Source organism: Enterobacter sp. R-25 (assembly GCF_049913205.1).
Lineage (GTDB): Bacteria > Pseudomonadota > Gammaproteobacteria > Enterobacterales > Enterobacteriaceae > Enterobacter > Enterobacter ludwigii.
Genome location: NZ_CP183982.1, coordinates 1369994 through 1388165 on the forward strand (window position 1 = coordinate 1369994; position 18172 = coordinate 1388165).

Consider the following 18172-nt stretch of genomic DNA (forward strand, 5'->3'; position numbering starts at 1 on the left):
CAACGTGAAAACAGCGTAAAAGTGGGTCGTTAGCTCAGTTGGTAGAGCAGTTGACTTTTAATCAATTGGTCGCAGGTTCGAATCCTGCACGACCCACCACTTAAAGCAGTTCCGGTAGTACAGAGTGGGTGATTAGCTCAGTTGGTAGAGCATCTCCTTTACACGGAGGGGGTCGGCGGTTCGAGCCCGTCATCACCCACCACTCCGGGTCGTTAGCTCAGTTGGTAGAGCAGTTGACTTTTAATCAATTGGTCGCAGGTTCGAATCCTGCACGACCCACCAATTTTAATGTCTTACTCAGATGTTAAACGTGAAGGATAACGTTGCAACAGCAACGGCCCGTAGGGCGAGGCAAAGCCGAGTCATCCTGCACGACCCACCAGGTTATTGGTATGAGTAAAAATTCAGGCAACACCCAAGCGGGTCGTTAGCTCAGTTGGTAGAGCAGTTGACTTTTAATCAATTGGTCGCAGGTTCGAATCCTGCACGACCCACCAGCCTGAATAGATTTGCAGTACATCCCGCAAGGGGTCGTTAGCTCAGTTGGTAGAGCAGTTGACTTTTAATCAATTGGTCGCAGGTTCGAATCCTGCACGACCCACCAATGTAAAAAAGCGCCCTAAAGGCGCTTTTTTGCTATCTGTATTCCGCATATTTTGACCTTGCAGGTCGGCTCCGGCGAAGTCGCCATCCGATGCGTGCTACGCACACCTATTTCCAGTGACTTTTTCTCGCAAATTCGCTATCTTGTTTAGTATACAAAACACATTTGCCGTCCGTTTTGCTATGTCATGCAAAAGAAAGGCAATAATGTTAAGCCAGTAAAACGAGAAGCCATAATGAGCGTGATGTTTGATCCAGAAGCCGCAATCTATCCCTTCCCGCCAAAGCCTGTCCCGCTGAGTCAGGATGAGAAGCAGTTTTACCGTGAGAAGATCAAACATCTTCTTAAAGAGCGAGATGCAGTGATGGTTGCACATTACTACACCGACCCGGAAATCCAGCAACTGGCGGAAGAGACCGGGGGCTGCATCTCTGACTCTCTGGAGATGGCACGCTTTGGTGCCAGACATCCTGCTTCCACGTTACTGGTCGCAGGCGTTCGCTTTATGGGGGAAACCGCAAAGATTCTCAGCCCTGAAAAAACCATTCTGATGCCAACGCTCCATGCGGAGTGTTCACTCGACCTCGGCTGTCCGATTGATGCGTTCTCGGCCTTCTGCGATGCCCATCCGGACCGTACCGTGGTGGTCTATGCCAATACCTCTGCCGCAGTGAAAGCGCGGGCAGACTGGGTCGTGACATCAAGCATCGCCGTTGAACTGATTGAGCATCTGGACAGCCTGGGCGAGAAAATCATCTGGGCGCCTGACCGCCATCTCGGTCATTACGTGCAGAAGCAGACCGGCGCTGACGTGCTTTGCTGGCAGGGTGCCTGTATTGTTCATGACGAATTTAAGACGCAGGCGCTCTCGCGCATGAAGGCGCTTTACCCGCACGCTGCGATCCTTGTTCACCCGGAATCACCGCAGTCCATTGTCGACATGGCGGATGCAGTGGGATCCACAAGCCAGCTTATCAATGCTGCCAGGACGCTACCGCACAAGCAGCTCATCGTGGCAACCGACCGCGGTATCTTCTATAAGATGCAGCAGGCCGTGCCTGAGAAAGAGCTGCTTGAAGCACCAACGGCGGGCGAGGGGGCGACGTGTCGTAGCTGCGCGCACTGCCCGTGGATGGCGATGAACGGCCTGAAAGCTATCGCTGAGGGGCTGGAGAAAGGCGGAGCAACGCATGAAATCCATGTGGATGCTGCTCTGCGTGAAGGTGCGTTAATTCCGCTTAACCGCATGCTGGATTTTGCGGCTACACTACGTACTTAATTCAATACGCCCTGGGGAAAAGATGGATTTTTTTAGCACACAGAACATTCTGGTTCATATACCGATTGGTGCAGGTGGCTATGACCTGTCATGGATTGAGGCCGTGGGTACGCTGGCTGGGTTATTGTGTATCTGGCTGGCAAGCCTGGAGAAGATCAGCAACTACGCGTTCGGGTTAATTAACGTTACGCTCTTTGCGATTATCTTCTTCCAGATCCAGCTGTACGCCAGCCTGCTTTTGCAGTTGTTCTTCTTTGCGGCGAACATTTACGGTTGGTACGCGTGGTCGCGGCAGAACAGCCAGCAGGAGGCAGAGCTGCAAATCCGCTGGCTGCCCTTACCGAAAGCTATCGCCTGGTTTGTCGCCTGCGTTGTCGCCATTGGTTTAATGACCGTCTATATCAACCCGGTGTTTGCATTCCTGACCCGTGTCGCGGTGTCGGTCATGTCTGGCCTCGGGCTGAATGTCGCTATGCCATCACTCCAGCCGGATGCTTTCCCGTTCTGGGACTCCTGCATGATGGTGCTATCGATTGCGGCGATGATCCTGATGACCCGTAAATACGTTGAGAACTGGCTGCTCTGGGTCGTCATTAACGTCATTAGCGTGGTTATTTTTGCACTTCAGGGCGTCTATGCGATGTCGCTGGAGTATCTGCTGCTGACCTTCATTGCCCTGAACGGGAGCCGGATGTGGATTAACAGCGCGCGTGAGCGAGGCTCTCGCGCGCTTTCGAACTAATGATGGTGATGATGTGAATGGCCGGACTGCGCCTCGTTCAGGTGGCAGTCCGGGCCGTTACAGGGCTGGTACTCCATCTGGATGGTGGCGTGGCCAATCTCATAGTGATGTTCGAGAAAGTGCTGGATGCGCTCAAGCAGGCCATCATGGTCATGGGTAGGGATCACCTGGACGTGCAATGTCATGACCGGTTTCTCACCCACCAGCCAGACGTGAACATGATGCACATTGCGCACCTCGGGTACGGAACGACGCAGGTTGCGTTTAAGCTCGGCAATGTCCACGGATGCCGGTGCCCCTTCAAGCAGTTCATTCACGCTCTCCTTCAGCAGCCGCCAGGCACTGCGCAATACCAGACACGATACCAGCACGGAAAGAATCGGGTCGACGGGCGTCCAGCCGGTATAAAGGATCACCAGCGCGGCCACAATAGCACCGACGGAACCCAGTAAATCGCCCATAACATGCAGAGCCGCAGCGCGCACGTTGAGGTTCTTTTCCCCGCTGCCGCGATGCAAAATCCAGAACGCCAGAAGATTCGCCAGCAGACCTGCTACGGCGATAACCATCATTGTCGCTCCGGCGACTGGCTGTGGGTGACGAAAGCGCTGTATGGCTTCCCAGACGATAAGAAGGGTGATAACCACCAGAGCAATAGCGTTAACAAACGCCGCCAGAGTGGTCAGTCGCAGCCAGCCAAAGGTATGACGCGCGTTAGGCGGACGACGGGCAAACTGCACGGCCAACAGGGCAAAGAGCAGGGCGGCGGCATCGGTAAGCATATGTCCGGCATCCGCCAGAAGCGCCAGAGAGCCGGAAACCAGGCCACCAATGACCTCGATAACCATAAACGTTGCCGTGACGCCGAAGGCCAGCATAAGGCGTTTAGCGTTGTCATCTCCAGGAGACGGGGTGTGTGAATGCGTGTGCGCCATATCAGCTTTCCTTTTTGTTATTGTTTTTAGTGTAGCGTTTTTAATGGCTTACTCCAAAAAGAAAGGAGAGCCAGAGCTCTCCTTTTACGTTTACATCCGTCACGGATTATTGGGTTGTGCCATCCGTTTTGGTATTGGCATCGTCGCCCACTTTGTCATTCGAATTCGGACACTTACCGTCTTTGCACATGGTGTTCTTATGCATCTCATCGGTACTCATCGTGTCATGATTCATGGTGCCAGAGCCGCTACTGTCCGGATGCAACATCGTGCCTCCGGTATTGGTGTTCCCGGTATTGATCTGGCTGTTATCGACATTATTCGGGGCGATATTCTGTTTTGCATCAGGGGCGACTTGTCCCGCCGCCGCCGCGGCATTCGCGTCACCGTTGTTATCTGTTGAGCCCGTCTCAGCAGCAAGGACGCTGCCGCTTGCCAGGGTGAGGGAGGCTGTGAGGAAGAGGGTTGCCAGTTTCGTCATTTTCATCTTGGTGCTCCTGTTCTTGTCGTTACGCTGGATAACATTTTCCAACAGTGCATCTTTTTCAGAGGCGAAAGATTCCGTCATACGGACTTACGTCAGTATGGAATCGCGTTTAATCAAACAAAAGTGGTTGTTACAGTTAAAAAGCTTAGGTTAGATCTCGTTTTTCGCTATTTTGTGGCGATTTTTAGGTGAATTCCAGGAATTATCTGCGTGAAGTGTAAAACCGTGTTTACACTTTCTGGTCGGCAAGTTAGATTGAAAGGATTGCTTTCATTACTAAAGATATGGCAGAGCTGGAAAGAAAATGAATTATCAGAACGACGATTTACGTATTAAAGAGATCAATGAGTTATTACCTCCTGTAGCACTCCTTGAGAAATTCCCCGCCACTGAAAATGCCGCAAACACGGTGTCTCATGCTCGTAAAGCGATCCATAAGATCCTGAAAGGTAATGACGATCGTCTTCTGGTGGTGATTGGCCCTTGCTCAATTCACGATCCTGCTGCGGCCAAAGAGTACGCAGCAAGATTGCTCCAGCTTCGCGAAGAACTGCAAGGCGAGCTGGAAATTGTCATGCGTGTTTACTTTGAAAAGCCGCGCACGACCGTTGGCTGGAAAGGGCTGATTAACGACCCGCATATGGATAACAGTTTCCAGATCAACGACGGTCTGCGTATTGCGCGCAAACTGCTGCTGGAGATCAACGACAGCGGTTTGCCGGCTGCCGGTGAGTTCCTCGACATGATTACGCCGCAATATCTGGCGGACCTGATGAGCTGGGGTGCAATCGGTGCGCGTACTACAGAATCTCAGGTTCACCGCGAACTGGCGTCAGGTCTCTCGTGTCCGGTTGGTTTTAAAAACGGTACCGATGGCACCATTAAGGTGGCAATTGACGCCATCAATGCCGCCGGGGCACCGCACTGCTTCCTGTCCGTCACCAAATGGGGTCACTCCGCCATTGTGAATACCAGCGGTAACGGTGACTGTCATATTATTCTGCGTGGCGGTAAAGAGCCGAACTACAGCGCAAAACATGTCGCAGACGTGAAGGTCGGGCTGGAAAAAGCGGGTCTGCCACAACAGGTGATGATCGACTTCAGCCATGCCAACTCCAGCAAGCAGTTTAAAAAGCAGATGGAAGTCGGCGCCGATGTTTGTCAGCAGATTGCCGGCGGTGAGAACGCGATCATTGGCGTGATGATCGAAAGCCATCTGGTGGAAGGTAACCAGAATCTGGAAGGCAGCGAGCCGCTGGTCTACGGTAAGAGCGTCACGGACGCCTGCATCGGCTGGGACGATACGGATGCCCTTCTGCGCCAGCTGGCGAATGCGGTAAAAGCGCGTCGCGGCTGAGTTTCCGGAGCCAAATAAAAAAGCGTGGATTGCTCCACGCTTTTTTTATGTCCAGCGAAAATTATTTCGCTTTACCCTGGTTCGCTACAGCCGCGGCTTTTGCAGCGATCTCATCAGCGTTGCCCAGATAGTAATGTTTGATTGGTTTGAAGTTTTCGTCGAACTCATACACCAGCGGAACGCCAGTTGGGATGTTCAGTTCGAGGATCTCGTCTTCACCCATGTTGTCCAGGTATTTCACCAGCGCACGCAGGGAGTTACCGTGAGCTGCGATGATCACGCGCTCGCCGCTTTTCAGGCGTGGCAGAATGGTTTCGTTCCAGTAAGGCACAACGCGGTCGATGGTCAGCGCCAGGCTCTCGGTCGTTGGCAGCTCAGCATCCGTCAGTTTCGCGTAACGCGGGTCGTGGCCCGGGTAGCGCTCGTCATCTTTGGTCAGCTCTGGTGGGGTTACCGCGAAGCCGCGACGCCACTGTTTAACCTGCTCGTCACCGTATTTTTCAGCGGTTTCCGCTTTGTTCAGACCCTGCAGCGCACCGTAGTGACGCTCGTTCAGTTTCCAGGATTTCTCAACCGGCAGCCAGGCCTGATCCAGTTCGTCCAGAACGTTCCACAGAGTATGGATGGCACGTTTCAGCACAGAGGTGTAAGCAAAATCAAAGCTGAAGCCTTCAGCCTTCAGCAGTTTACCTGCTGCTTTTGCTTCGCTTACGCCTTTTTCTGACAGATCAACGTCGTACCAACCGGTAAAGCGGTTTTCGTTGTTCCACTGGCTTTCGCCATGACGCACCAGGACCAGCTTAGTTACAGCCATATCGTACTCCTCATAAGCTTTATTGAATGATAACAATTCTCATTATATTGCCGTGACAGTGCCAGCAGCAACGCTTAACCCTAACCATAGCGAAAATAGTCTCTGAGTGTAAGATGCTTGTGAATCCAGGGTTATGATTTTGTCTGCGATCGGCGCTATTTTCAGCAAGACGGAGAGAAAAAGCCCTCCGGAAGGAGGGCTGGGAATTATGAATGCGGGATGAAATGATATTCTGTCACGCTAACGTACTCTTCACCCGGGCGCAGCACACAGTCCGGCTGTGGCCATTCTGGATGGTTCGGGCTGTCCGGCAGGAACTCGCTTTCCAGCGCCAGACCTTGCCAGTCGCTGTACTCTTCATGTTCGCGTGCCGTGGTACCGCCAAGGTAGTTGCCTGAATAGAATTGCAGGGCAGGGGCCGTGGTGTAGACCGTCATCTGCAGTTTCTCATCCGCAGACCAGACCTGCGCGGCAGGCTGAGTCACATCACCTTTCGCCTGCAGCAGGAACGCGTGGTCATAGCCTTTCACCTTGCGCTGATCGTCATCGCTCAGGAAATCCTGTGCGATGGTTTTTCCGCTGCGGAAATCAAAGCTGGTACCGCTGACGGCCTTGAGTCCCTGATACGGGATCCCCATTTCATCCACCGGCAGATAGGCATCGGCCAGGATCTGGAGCGTGTGATTACGCACGTCGCATTGGTTGCCGTCCAGGTTGAAATAAGCGTGGTTGGTCAGATTGACCGGGCACGGCTTATCAACTTTCGCGCGATATTCAATGGCGATACGGTTATCGTCAGTCAGCGTGAAATGCGCGAACGCGGTGAGGTTACCGGGGAATCCCTGGTCACCGTCACGCGAGTCTAGTGAGAACAGCACTTCGCGGTCGTTTTGCTGAACGATTTTCCAGCGGCGCTTATCGAACCCTTCAGGTCCACCGTGTAACTGGTTTTCGCCCTGACTGGAAAGCAGCGAGTAACGCTCGCCATCAAGTTCGAAAGCGCTTTTCGCGATGCGGTTAGCATAACGGCCGACAGACGCGCCAAGATAGGCGGACTGATTGACATACTGCTCAGGCGACGCGCAGCCAAGCAGGGTTTCACGTACGCTGCCATCAGGCATTGGTACGCGAGCGGATAGCAAAGTGGCACCCCAGTCCATTAACGTAACCACCATTCCTGCGCTGTTGCGCAGGGTTAACAGGCGATACGGCAGGCCATCCGGGGCAAGGGTTGGCGTTTCGTTTAGCACTGTCCTGCTCCTTGTGATGCTTTACACACGTAGAAAGTTTCTTTAATACCTGTTTTCGCTTCGTACTGTTTTTCCACCGCCTGCTGGACGGCAGGGACGAGCTCTTCCGGCATCAGGGCAACAATGCAGCCACCGAAGCCGCCGCCGGTCATGCGCACGCCGCCTTTATCGCCAATCGTGGCTTTGACGATGTCCACCAGGGTATCGATTTGCGGAACGGTGATTTCAAAATCGTCGCGCATGGAGGCGTGAGATTCTGCCATCAGTTCACCCATACGTTTCAGGTCACCTTTCGCCAGCGCGGACGCCGCTTCAACGGTACGGGCATTTTCCGTCAGCACATGACGAACGCGTTTCGCCACTACCGGATCCAGTTCGTGCGCCACTTTATTGAACTCGTTGAGCGAAACGTCACGCAGCGCAGGTTGCTGGAAGAAACGTGCGCCTGTTTCACACTGCTCGCGGCGGGTGTTGTACTCGCTGCCCACCAGCGTGCGTTTAAAGTTGCTGTTAATAATTACCACAGCTGCGCCTTTTGGCAAGGGAACGGCTTTGGTGCCCAGAGAGCGGCAGTCGATAAGCAAGGCATGCTCTTTTTTACCCAGCGCAGAGATCAGCTGGTCCATGATGCCGCAGTTACAGCCCACAAACTGGTTTTCCGCTTCCTGACCATTCAGGGCGATTTGTGCCCCGTCCAGCGGCAGATGATAAAGCTGCTGGAAGACGGTACCCACGGCGACTTCCAGCGACGCGGACGAGCTTAACCCGGCGCCCTGAGGCACGTTTCCGCTGATGACCAGATCAGCGCCGCCCACGTTTTTATTACGTTTCTGCAGGTGTTTTACCACGCCGCGCACGTAGTTAGACCATTGCTGGCTGTCGTGGGTAACGATGGGGGCATCGAGGGAAAACTCATCCGTCTCATTGTTGTAATCCGCTGCAATAACGCGGACTTTGCGATCATCGCGCTTAGCGCAGCTAATGACCGTCTGGTAATCAATGGCACACGGCAGAACGAAACCATCGTTATAGTCGGTATGTTCACCAATCAGGTTCACGCGGCCAGGCGCCTGAATGACATGGGTGGCAGGGTAGCCAAATTTCTCAGCAAACAGGGATTGTGTTTTATCTTTCAGACTCATTTTTTAGACTCCTGATTCGCGATAATGGACGTCACTCACAGCACGCAGGCGTTCTGCAGCCTGTTCTGCCGTCAGGTCACGCTGGGTTTCTGCCAGCATTTCATAGCCCACCATGAATTTACGTACCGTCGCAGAGCGCAGCAGCGGCGGATAGAAATGGGCATGTAACTGCCAGTGTTGATTCTCTTCACCGTTAAATGGAGCGCCATGCCAGCCCATTGAGTAGGGGAAGGAGCACTGGAACAGGTTGTCATAACGGCTGGTCAGTTTCTTCAGTGCCAGGGCGAGGTCATCGCGCTGTGCGTCGCTCAGATCGGTGATGCGCATAACCTGTGCTTTTGGCAGAAGCAGCGTCTCAAATGGCCATGCTGCCCAGTAAGGTACGACGGCCAGCCAATGCTCGGTTTCCACCACCGTTCGGCTGCCATCGGCCAGTTCACGACGGGTGTAATCCACCAGCATCGGCGATCCGTTTTCCGCGAAATAGGCTTTTTGCAGACGGTCTTCACGCTCGGCTTCGTTTGGCAGAAAACTGTTGGCCCAGATCTGACCGTGCGGGTGCGGGTTAGAGCAGCCCATTGCCGCGCCCTTGTTTTCGAACACTTGTACCCACGGGTAGGTCTGACCCAGCTCAGCAGTTTGCGTCTGCCAGGTGCTGACGACCTCTTTCAGCGCGTCAACACTCAGCTCCGGCAGCGTTTTGCTGTGGTCGGGCGAGAAACAGATAACACGGCTGGTGCCGCGCGCGCTTTGACAGCGCATCAGCGGGTCCTGGCTATCCGGCGCGTCGGGCGTGTCGGTCATCAGGGCGGCAAAATCGTTGGTGAAAACGAAGGTGCCTTTGTAGTCCGGGTTTTTATCGCCCGTCACACGCGTGTTGCCCGGACACAGGAAGCAGTCCGGGTCGTGCTGGGGAAGCGTCTGTTTTGCAGGCGTCTCTTGCGCCCCCTGCCAGGGGCGCTTGGCGCGATGCGGAGAAACCAAAATCCATTGCCCGCTTAGCGGGTTAAAACGACGATGCGGATGATCGACGGGATTGAACGAAGTCATGACGGATCCTTAGTCCGGATAACCTTGTGGATGGCGAGACTGCCAGTGCCAGGTATCCTGTGCCATTTCATCAAGCGTGCGGGTGACACGCCAGTTAAGCTCTTTATCGGCTTTGGAGGCATCGGCCCAGTAAGCCGGGAGGTCGCCTTCACGGCGCGGTGCGAAGTGATAATTCACAGGCTTACCGCAGGCCTTACTGAAGGCATTCACGACGTCCAGCACGCTGCTGCCGATCCCGGCGCCGAGGTTGTAAATATGCACGCCTGGCTTATTGGCCAGCTGCTGCATTGCCGCCACGTGGCCGTCGGCCAGATCCATGACGTGGATATAATCACGCACACCGGTACCGTCTTCGGTTGGATAATCATTACCGAAAATAGCCAGAGACTCACGGCGGCCAACGGCCACCTGGGCGATGTACGGCATCAGGTTATTCGGGATGCCCTGTGGATCTTCACCCATATCGCCTGACGGATGGGCGCCAACCGGGTTGAAGTAGCGCAGCAAGGCGATGCTCCATTCAGGCTGTGCTTTTTGCAGATCGGTGAGGATCTGCTCCACCATCAGTTTGCTTTTGCCATACGGGCTTTGCGGCGTACCGGTCGGGAAGCTTTCAACGTAAGGGATTTTTGGCTGATCGCCGTAGACGGTTGCGGAAGAGCTGAAGATAAAGTTTTTGACGTTCGCTGCGCGCATGGCGGAGATCAAACGCAGGGTACCGTTGACGTTGTTGTCGTAATACTCCAGCGGTTTCGCGACGGATTCACCCACCGCTTTCAGGCCGGCGAAATGGATCACCGTCTCAATGGCATGGTCGTGAAGGATCTCGGTCATCAACGCTTCATTGCGGATGTCGCCTTCCACGAAGGTTGGTTGTTTACCGCCAAGACGTTCAATCACAGGCAGCACGCTGCGCTTACTATTGCACAGGTTGTCGAGGATGATGACATCATGACCGTTTTGCAGCAGCTGCACGCAGGTATGACTACCAATGTAACCGCTACCACCTGTTACCAGAACTCGCATATTTCGCTCCATTGGGCTTATGGTATGTAATAACCATAGCATAACAGAGACGCGAAAAGTGTGACATGGGATAAAATAGTGGAATCGTTTACACTGCTTTTAAAATCCGTTTTTTGGCGGCAATGCGACATTGTAGATCAAAGGGATAGGGAAGTCTTTGTGCAGGTTATCCGAAAAAACGGAGGGGCAGAGCCCTCCGGGTTAATCGATTTTGCTCAGCAGGTACTGATAGCGTTCACCGTCGGGCACAAACTCGAGGCGGTGCGTAATGCAGGACGGGGCATCTTCGGCATGATGGGAAACGAACAGCAGCTGCGTTTCGCCTTCGCTAATCAGGACATCCACAAAACGGCGGATCAGCTGGCGGTTTAATGGATCCAGCCCCTGTAGCGGTTCGTCGAGGATCAGAAGGGTCGGGTGTTTCACCAGCGCGCGAACGATCAGCGCCAGACGCTGCTGTCCCCACGAAAGGCTATGAAACGGCGCGTCAGCGACCCGGTTATCCATCCCCAGAATATCCAGCCACTGCTGGGCCAGCTTATGCTGTTTGTCCGAGACCGCTTGATAAATGCCGATGGAATCAAAATACCCGGACAGGATCACATTGCGCACCGTGGTGCTGACCCGGTAATCCAGATGCAGGCTGCTGCTGACATAGCCGATATGCTTTTTGATATCCCAGATCGTTTCACCGCTTCCGCGGCGGCGGCCAAACAGGGTGAGATCGTTACTGTAGCCCTGAGGGTGATCGCCGGTGATCAGGCTCAGCAGCGTTGATTTTCCCGCGCCGTTGGGGCCCACAATTTGCCAGTGTTCACCCGGGTTGACCGTCCAGCTGAGATGATTAAGGATCGGTCGATCGTCATACGCTACCACGCCATCACGCAGCACGATGCGCGGCTGGTGGGGATCTAACGCGTGGCGGGCAGAAGGTGCGTCTGGTTCCGGCAGCGTGATGCCGTCCAGGTTTTCACTGTGCGCCAGTTGGGCAATTAACGCCTGCTTAAGTAACGCCGATTTTTCACCGGTTTCGGTCAGGTTGCAGTCAGCGAGCACGCCGGCGTTCTGAATAAACTCAGGAATTTCATCAAAACGGTTAAGCACCAGTACCAGCGTATAGCCCTGCTGGTTAAGCGAGCCGAGCAGGGTGGCCAGCTGTGCGCGGGACTGCACGTCGAGACCGTCGAACGGTTCATCCAGAATCAACAGTTCCGGCTCGCTCATCAGCGCCTGACACAGCAGCGTTTTCCGGGTCTCACCGGTCGAAAGGTATTTAAAGCGCCGGTTCAGCAGGGAGGTGATGCCAAACTGTTCTGCCAGATACGCACAACGGGCAGGATTGTTGACCTCATCCTGAATGATGTCTGCCGTCGTGCGGCCCGTATCCTCTTCGCCCGGGCTGAGTAAATCGGTGTTATTGCGCTGCCATTCATCGCTCACCAGCTTTTGCAGCTGCTCGAATGACAGGCGCGTCAGGCGCGTAAAGTTACACTGGTATTCACCTTTAAGGTGCGCGAGCTCTCCGCTCAGCGCACGGGCCAGCGCTGATTTCCCGCTTCCGTTTGTACCGACAAACGCCCAGCTTTCACCGGCGCGTATTGTTAAATCAGAAATCGTCAGCGTTCGGGTGTCGCTAAGACGAAACGTGCCTTGCGAAATATGCAATGATGACATGACTTATCCCATTATTTGCAGCAACAGTTGTCAGGGATACTCACTGTCGACACGCTTGTCAATGTGCTCAGCACAATGTGGCGATAATCACCCGGTCGGCGTTGAAATATGCGGTCACCACAGCACCTTCTTCTAATTCTGCGGCGTCGCTGAGGGGAAGGGTTGCGCAGAGTTCTTGCCCGTCCGGCAGGGTCATCAGTACTTCACACTGCTCTTCACCGCGTTCAACGTGGCGGATGGCACCGCGTAGCTGGTTATCAGCGGCTTTTGCTTTTTCGGCATCGGCAGTGATATTCACCCACGGCGCTTTCAGTAACACCAGCACCTCTTTACCTTCATTCAGCGCCAGTCGGTCTGCGCTTTGTGCGGTAATCGCGGCTTTCAGACGGGTTGTTCCATCGGCAAGCAGGATCTCAATATGACGCTGCACCTGGGCGTTATCGCCCGCCATCACCGTACCAAACCACTGGTTACGGGCGCTGGTTTGCAGCGAAAAGCGGGAAATGGCAGCCAGCAGGCTGTCCAGCGGGAGATTATCGTCGTCACTTAACACATCAAATGCTTTTTGCTGGATCTGCGCCAGCAGATCATACAGCTGAACCAGGCGCTGGCCGTAACGTGTCAGGATCGCACCTCCACCGCCTTTGCCGCCCGTGGCCCGGTCAACCAGCGTTTGCTCGCTCAGGGTGTTCATGTCGTTGATGGCATCCCAGGCGCTTTTATAGCTAATGCCAGCGTTCTTAGCCCCCTGGCTTATTGAACCGGTTTGTTCTATTTGTTTAAGCAGGGCGATACGTCGCGGATCGGCGAAAAGCTTCTGCTGTAGTCGTAGAGTGAGGAGAATTTCGGCCTGCATAACACTGTCCTGGCAAAAAGTGCATTGTGACCCAAATGGCGAAGGTCGCAAAGGGCACCGCACAAAAGGGGATGTTTTTCTCACTTTTCAGGGTAGAATAAGCCATTCACAATATCTGGAGAAAACCATGTTGGAATTGTTGAAAAGTCTGGTATTCGCCGTGATCATGGTACCAGTAGTGATGGCCGTTATCCTCGGTGCCATCTACGGCCTGGGTGAAGTGTTCAACGTATTTTCGAACATTGGTCACAGAGACCAGGCTAAAAAGCAGCATTAATTTCCCCCCGAAACGCCCGGCTTGCCCGGGCGTTTTGCTCTCAAGTATTTCCCTTTCTCGCCGATATTATTTAAAGCATCAGCTTGCTGTACCCCTTGAGCGGTACGATTTAACGCTGGGATCTCCCCGGAGTTACCGTTATATTAGTGTGTATATAACGATACTCACAGGAGCTACAAATGGCACGTACATGGGTACGCCTTTTCGCAGGGGCAACGCTGACACTTTCGCTGAGCGGACACGCGCTGGCTAACGAGGGTAAAATTACCGTCTTTGCGGCGGCGTCGTTGACCAACGCGATGCAGGATATTGCGACAGCGTATAAAGAAGAGAAGAACGTCGAGGTGGTCTCCTCTTTTGCTTCTTCATCGACGCTGGCACGTCAGATTGAAGCGGGAGCGCCGGCCGATCTGTTCATCTCTGCAGACCAGAAGTGGATGGATTACGCGGCTGAAAAGAAATCGATTGATGCGACAACCCGCGAAACATTGCTGGGGAATAGCCTCGTCGTGGTGGCGCCGAAAGCCAGTCAGCAAGGCGAAATCACTATCAACAACGAGACCCCCTGGACCCGGTTGCTGAACGGAGGACGCCTGGCCGTTGGCGATCCGGAGCATGTACCGGCGGGGATCTACGCCAAAGAAGCATTGCAAAAACTGGGTGCCTGGGAGACGTTATCGCCCACACTGGCTCCGGCTGAAGATGTGCGCGGTGCTCTGGCGCTGGTTGAACGTAATGAAGCGCCGCTGGGGATAGTCTACGGGTCGGATGCCGTCGCCAGTAAAGGGGTGAAAGTGGTTGGTACGTTCCCGGAAGACTCCCACAAGAAAGTGGAATATCCTGTTGCGATTGTTGATGGACATAAAAATGCGACCGTGACGGCCTTCAGTGAATACCTGAAAGGACCCGAAGCGTCCGCAATCTTTAAACGTTACGGATTTACGACTCACTAATGATATTGACCGATCCTGAATGGCAGGCTGTCCTGCTGAGCCTGAAAGTCTCTTCCCTGGCGGTTGCGCTGAGTTTGCCCTTTGGGATCTTCTTTGCCTGGTTACTGGTTCGCTGTAAGTTTCCCGGCAAAGCCCTGCTGGATAGCGTTCTTCATCTTCCCCTCGTGTTGCCACCGGTGGTGGTTGGCTACCTGCTGCTGGTGTCGATGGGGCGGCGCGGTTTCATTGGCGAATGGTTATATGACTGGTTTGGGCTGACGTTTGCGTTTAGCTGGCGAGGGGCGGTACTGGCGGCGGCGGTGATGTCATTCCCGCTGATGGTCAGGGCCATTCGCCTGGCGCTGGAAGGGGTTGATATCAAACTGGAACAGGCTGCCCGCACGCTGGGTGCCGGGCGCTGGCGCGTCTTTTTCACCATCACGCTCCCGCTTACGCTGCCGGGCATTATTGTCGGCACGGTACTGGCGTTCGCCCGCTCGCTGGGTGAGTTTGGTGCCACGATTACCTTTGTGTCGAATATCCCCGGTGAGACGCGAACGATCCCGTCAGCAATGTACACCCTGATCCAGACGCCGGGTGGAGAAGGTGCCGCGGCGCGGCTGTGCATCATCTCAATTGTGCTGGCGCTGGTCTCGCTGCTGGTTTCGGAATGGCTGGCGCGACTCAGTCGCGAGCGGATGGGGAAATAGTCATGCTCGAACTTCAGTTCACCCAGACGCTGGGAAATCATACCCTGACCCTTAACGAGACGCTGCCTGCGAGCGGCATTACCGCCATCTTTGGCGTATCAGGTGCAGGGAAAACCTCATTGATCAATGCCATCAGCGGGCTGACGCGACCGCAGTCCGGACGGATTGTGCTCAACGATCGCGTCTTAAATGACGTTGAGAACAAAATTTATCTGGCACCGGATAAGCGGCGAATTGGTTATGTTTTTCAGGATGCGCGATTATTTCCGCATTACAGCGTGCGCGGTAATCTTCGCTACGGCATGGCCAAAAGCATGGCCGCGCAATTTGATAAGCTGGTGGCGCTGCTGGGCATTGAGTCACTGCTGGACCGGCTCCCTTCATCGCTTTCTGGTGGTGAAAAACAGCGCGTGGCGATAGGCCGCGCGTTGCTCACCGCGCCAGAACTGCTGTTGCTCGACGAACCGCTGGCCTCGCTGGATATTCCGCGAAAACGTGAACTGCTGCCCTATCTTCAGCGACTGGCGCGTGAAATCAATATCCCGATGCTCTACGTCAGCCATTCGCTGGATGAGATCCTGCATCTGGCCGATAAAGTGCTGGTACTGGAAGAGGGCAGCGTTAAGGCATTCGGTAATCTGGAAGAGGTGTGGGGCAGCAGCGTGATGCACCCGTGGTTACCGAAGGAGCAGCAGAGCAGCATCCTTAAGGTGAGCGTGCTGGAACATCACCCGCATTATGCGATGACCGCACTGGCGCTGGGCGACCAGCATTTGTGGGTCAACAAAATCGACAAACCGCTGCAGTCTGCGTTGCGTATACGCATTCAGGCTTCAGATGTCTCTCTGGTGCTGCAAGCACCGCTGCAGACCAGTATTCGCAATATCCTGCGCGCGAAAGTGGCGGAGTGTTTTGATGATAACGGACAGGTTGAGGTAAAGCTCGAGGTGGGCAGCAAGACGCTCTGGGCGCGCATCAGTCCGTGGGCCAGAGATGAGTTAGGGATCAAGTCTGGCCTGTGGCTTTACGCGCAAATCAAGAGCGTCTCCATCACCACCTGATTACAGCAGGTGGGTATAAATATACTGCGCGATGCTGTCGGTGGTGTTATCACCAATCACGACGTTAGCACGCGCTTTTACCGCATCGTCGGCGTTGCCCATTGCCACGCCTGTACCGGCGGCCTCCAGCATGCTGATGTCGTTGTAGTTATCGCCAAAGGCAATCACATCCTGCATTGACCCGCCCTGAGACTCCACGAACTGTGTCAGACGTTTGCCTTTGCTGTTACCTTTGCGGGCGATATCGACCTGGTCGTGCCAGGACCACTCGCACTCCAGACCCAGCGTTTGTTCAACGTGCGTCGCGAAGGCATTCAGTTTGGTGGTATCTTCATCCGTCAGCGCAAATTTCCAGATAGCATCGACATCCTGAGCCGCCTGGCGCAGGGAGGAAACCTGGGTAAAGACCGGACGCTGCGCTTCAGGCAGAGACAATGCCCAGTTGCTGGTGCGGATCACGTGGCCTGTCGGACGTTCATACACCATTGCGTTATCCACATACATCAGGCCGTGAATGGCATGCTCATCAAGCAGATCAATCAATTGCAGCGCCTGAGGCACGGGCAGCGGATCGGATTCTAAAACCTTTTTTGCCTGATAATCATACAAATAAGTGCCATTACAACAAATTGCAGGTGTATCTAACGCCAGTGCCTGATAAAAAGGATGAATGGCAACGTGATGTCGACCCGTTACGATAAGGAGTTGATATCCCACTTCCTGCGCGCGTTTGAGTGCTTCAAGGGAAGAGGGGAGAAGGGTTTTCTGCGGAGTAAGTAAGGTACCGTCTAAATCCAGAGCTATTACACGCGAGGTCATTTGTTTTTCCGGGTTAATATTGAATTTACGTTCTGAAGGGATGGTACACCGAGAGGCAAAGGCTTCAAAATTCCCGATGACAATTCAGCATTCACCGTCAAAAGTTAACTACTTTCATGCGCAGTGAGGAGTGAATATTCATGAAACAAACCGTTTATACCGCCAGTCCTGAAAGCCAGCAGATCCACGTCTGGCGTTTAAATACCGAGGGTACCCTCACGCTGGTTCAGGTTGTTGATGTGCCAGGTCAGGTGCAGCCGATGGTTATCAGCCCGGATAAACGTTTCTTGTACGTGGGTGTGCGCCCGGAGTTTCGCGTGCTGGCCTACCGCATCTCGCCGGACGACGGCGCACTGACTTACACTGCGGAAGCACCTTTACCGGGCAGCCCAACGCATATCTCCACCGATCGCAAAGGCAACTTCATCTTCAGCGGCTCTTACAATGCCGGCTGTGTCAGCGTAACGCGCCTGGAAGCGGGCCTACCGGTTGAAACCGTGGAGGTGGTTGACGGGCTGGAAGGTTGCCACTCGGCGAATATTTCTCCGGATAACCGTACGCTGTGGGTCCCTGCGCTGAAACAGGATCGTATCTGCCTGTTTACCCTGAGCGACGACGGTCACCTGGTGGCGCAGAATCCTGCAGAAGTGACCACCGTTGAGGGCGCGGGCCCGCGCCATCTGGTGTTCCACCCGAACCAGCAGTACGCCTATGTGGTGAACGAGCTGAACAGTTCTGTGGACGTATGGGAACTGAAAGATCCTAACGGCAAGATTGAGTGCGTGCAGACGCTGGATATGATGCCGTCTGACTTCTCTGACACCCGCTGGGCGGCTGATATTCACATCACACCGGATGGGCGTCATCTGTATGCCTGCGACCGTACCTCCAGCCTGATTACGGTATTCAGCGTTTCTGAAGACGGTAGCGTGCTGGCGATTGAAGGTTTCCAGCCTACCGAAACCCAGCCACGCGGGTTTAATATCGATCACAGCGGTAAATACCTGATTGCGGCGGGGCAAAAATCCCACCACATCGCGCTGTACGAAATCAAAGGTGCGCAGGGGCTGCTGGAAGAGAAAGGGCGTTACGCCGTCGGCCAGGGGCCAATGTGGGTGGTGGTAAACGCACACTAAAAGGCTTAAAACAAAAAACCT

At 54.3% G+C, this 18172-nt stretch carries 18 protein-coding genes and 5 tRNA genes; 13 read left to right on the forward strand and 10 right to left on the reverse strand.

Annotated elements, in window-relative coordinates; genetic code table 11:
• Positions 1-23 precede the first annotated feature (23 nt).
• The 7 genes from ACN9MQ_RS06480 to pnuC all read left to right on the forward strand — a co-directional run bounded on the left by ACN9MQ_RS06480 (position 24) and on the right by pnuC (position 2625).
• A tRNA-Lys gene (locus ACN9MQ_RS06480) sits at positions 24-99 on the forward strand.
• Between the two features lie 27 nt (positions 100-126).
• A tRNA-Val gene (locus ACN9MQ_RS06485) sits at positions 127-202 on the forward strand.
• Between the two features lie 4 nt (positions 203-206).
• A tRNA-Lys gene (locus ACN9MQ_RS06490) sits at positions 207-282 on the forward strand.
• 139 nt (positions 283-421) lie between these two features.
• A tRNA-Lys gene (locus tag ACN9MQ_RS06495) sits at positions 422-497 on the forward strand.
• Between the two features lie 31 nt (positions 498-528).
• Positions 529-604, forward strand: a tRNA-Lys gene (locus tag ACN9MQ_RS06500).
• Between the two features lie 235 nt (positions 605-839).
• On the forward strand, positions 840-1883 hold the full coding sequence (nadA, locus tag ACN9MQ_RS06505; protein WP_426021305.1) for a quinolinate synthase NadA: 1044 nt from the start codon (positions 840-842) through the stop codon (positions 1881-1883).
• Positions 1884-1905: 22 nt separating this feature from the next.
• Entirely contained in the window at positions 1906-2625 is a 720-nt protein-coding gene (gene pnuC, locus ACN9MQ_RS06510; protein WP_020884957.1) for a nicotinamide riboside transporter PnuC, read from the forward strand.
• Here pnuC and zitB read toward each other — a convergent pair.
• Complete coding sequence (gene zitB, locus ACN9MQ_RS06515; RefSeq protein WP_020884956.1) at positions 2622-3560, reverse strand: CDF family zinc transporter ZitB; 939 nt, start codon at positions 3558-3560, stop codon at positions 2622-2624. The two genes, pnuC and zitB, sit on opposite strands and share 4 nt — an antisense overlap.
• Positions 3561-3666: 106 nt before the next feature.
• Positions 3667-4047 carry a YbgS-like family protein gene (locus tag ACN9MQ_RS06520; RefSeq protein ID WP_025204646.1) on the reverse strand — a complete coding sequence of 127 codons (381 nt, stop codon included), beginning with the start codon at positions 4045-4047 and terminating at the stop codon, positions 3667-3669.
• Positions 4048-4351: 304 nt separating this feature from the next.
• On the opposite strand from ACN9MQ_RS06520, the gene aroG reads away from it, so the two are divergent.
• Positions 4352-5404 (forward strand): 3-deoxy-7-phosphoheptulonate synthase AroG, encoded by a 1053-nt coding sequence (aroG, locus tag ACN9MQ_RS06525; protein WP_014169194.1) that lies wholly within the window; start codon positions 4352-4354, stop codon positions 5402-5404.
• 61 nt (positions 5405-5465) lie between these two features.
• Here the strand turns inward: aroG and gpmA are convergent, their stop codons facing one another.
• The 7 genes from gpmA to modE all read right to left on the reverse strand — a co-directional run bounded on the left by gpmA (position 5466) and on the right by modE (position 13216).
• Positions 5466-6218 (reverse strand): 2,3-diphosphoglycerate-dependent phosphoglycerate mutase, encoded by a 753-nt coding sequence (gene gpmA / locus ACN9MQ_RS06530; RefSeq protein ID WP_020884954.1) that lies wholly within the window; start codon positions 6216-6218, stop codon positions 5466-5468.
• 206 nt (positions 6219-6424) lie between these two features.
• Positions 6425-7468: a galactose-1-epimerase gene (gene galM, locus ACN9MQ_RS06535; RefSeq protein WP_020884953.1), complete on the reverse strand. Its 1044-nt coding sequence runs from the start codon at positions 7466-7468 to the stop codon at positions 6425-6427.
• Positions 7462-8610, reverse strand: a complete 1149-nt coding sequence (gene galK, locus ACN9MQ_RS06540) for a galactokinase (RefSeq protein WP_025204645.1) — start codon at positions 8608-8610, stop codon at positions 7462-7464. The genes galM and galK overlap by 7 nt, the downstream gene beginning before the upstream one ends.
• 3 nt (positions 8611-8613) lie before the next feature.
• Positions 8614-9660, reverse strand: a complete 1047-nt coding sequence (gene galT, locus ACN9MQ_RS06545; RefSeq protein ID WP_196355933.1) for a galactose-1-phosphate uridylyltransferase — start codon at positions 9658-9660, stop codon at positions 8614-8616.
• 9 nt (positions 9661-9669) lie between these two features.
• Entirely contained in the window at positions 9670-10686 is a 1017-nt protein-coding gene (gene galE, locus ACN9MQ_RS06550; protein WP_421636403.1) for a UDP-glucose 4-epimerase GalE, read from the reverse strand.
• A gap of 201 nt (positions 10687-10887) precedes the next feature.
• The gene (gene modF, locus ACN9MQ_RS06555; RefSeq protein WP_032677710.1) at positions 10888-12360 is read right to left on the reverse strand and encodes a molybdate ABC transporter ATP-binding protein ModF; all 1473 of its coding nucleotides are present in this window, start codon (positions 12358-12360) and stop codon (positions 10888-10890) included.
• Positions 12361-12427: 67 nt separating this feature from the next.
• Positions 12428-13216 carry a molybdenum-dependent transcriptional regulator gene (modE, locus tag ACN9MQ_RS06560; RefSeq protein WP_025204643.1) on the reverse strand — a complete coding sequence of 263 codons (789 nt, stop codon included), beginning with the start codon at positions 13214-13216 and terminating at the stop codon, positions 12428-12430.
• A 127-nt stretch (positions 13217-13343) separates the two neighbouring features.
• On the opposite strand from modE, the gene ACN9MQ_RS06565 reads away from it, so the two are divergent.
• The 4 genes from ACN9MQ_RS06565 (at position 13344) to modC (ending at position 16196) form a co-directional block, all read left to right on the forward strand.
• Positions 13344-13493, forward strand: coding sequence for an AcrZ family multidrug efflux pump-associated protein (locus tag ACN9MQ_RS06565; protein WP_020884948.1), 150 nt, complete (start codon positions 13344-13346; stop codon positions 13491-13493).
• 179 nt (positions 13494-13672) lie between these two features.
• Positions 13673-14446, forward strand: coding sequence for a molybdate ABC transporter substrate-binding protein (modA, locus tag ACN9MQ_RS06570; protein WP_426262690.1), 774 nt, complete (start codon positions 13673-13675; stop codon positions 14444-14446).
• Positions 14446-15135 carry a molybdate ABC transporter permease subunit gene (gene modB / locus ACN9MQ_RS06575; protein ID WP_014169203.1) on the forward strand — a complete coding sequence of 230 codons (690 nt, stop codon included), beginning with the start codon at positions 14446-14448 and terminating at the stop codon, positions 15133-15135. Before modA ends, modB begins: the two co-directional genes overlap by 1 nt.
• Positions 15136-15137: 2 nt before the next feature.
• Positions 15138-16196, forward strand: a complete 1059-nt coding sequence (gene modC, locus ACN9MQ_RS06580) for a molybdenum ABC transporter ATP-binding protein ModC (protein WP_251884240.1) — start codon at positions 15138-15140, stop codon at positions 16194-16196.
• On the opposite strand, the gene ACN9MQ_RS06585 is transcribed toward modC, so the two are convergent.
• On the reverse strand, positions 16197-17015 hold the full coding sequence (locus ACN9MQ_RS06585; RefSeq protein ID WP_025204641.1) for a pyridoxal phosphatase: 819 nt from the start codon (positions 17013-17015) through the stop codon (positions 16197-16199).
• Positions 17016-17155: 140 nt separating this feature from the next.
• On the opposite strand from ACN9MQ_RS06585, the gene pgl reads away from it, so the two are divergent.
• Complete coding sequence (gene pgl, locus ACN9MQ_RS06590) at positions 17156-18151, forward strand: 6-phosphogluconolactonase (protein WP_014169206.1); 996 nt, start codon at positions 17156-17158, stop codon at positions 18149-18151.
• The last annotated feature ends 21 nt before the right edge of the window (positions 18152-18172 follow it).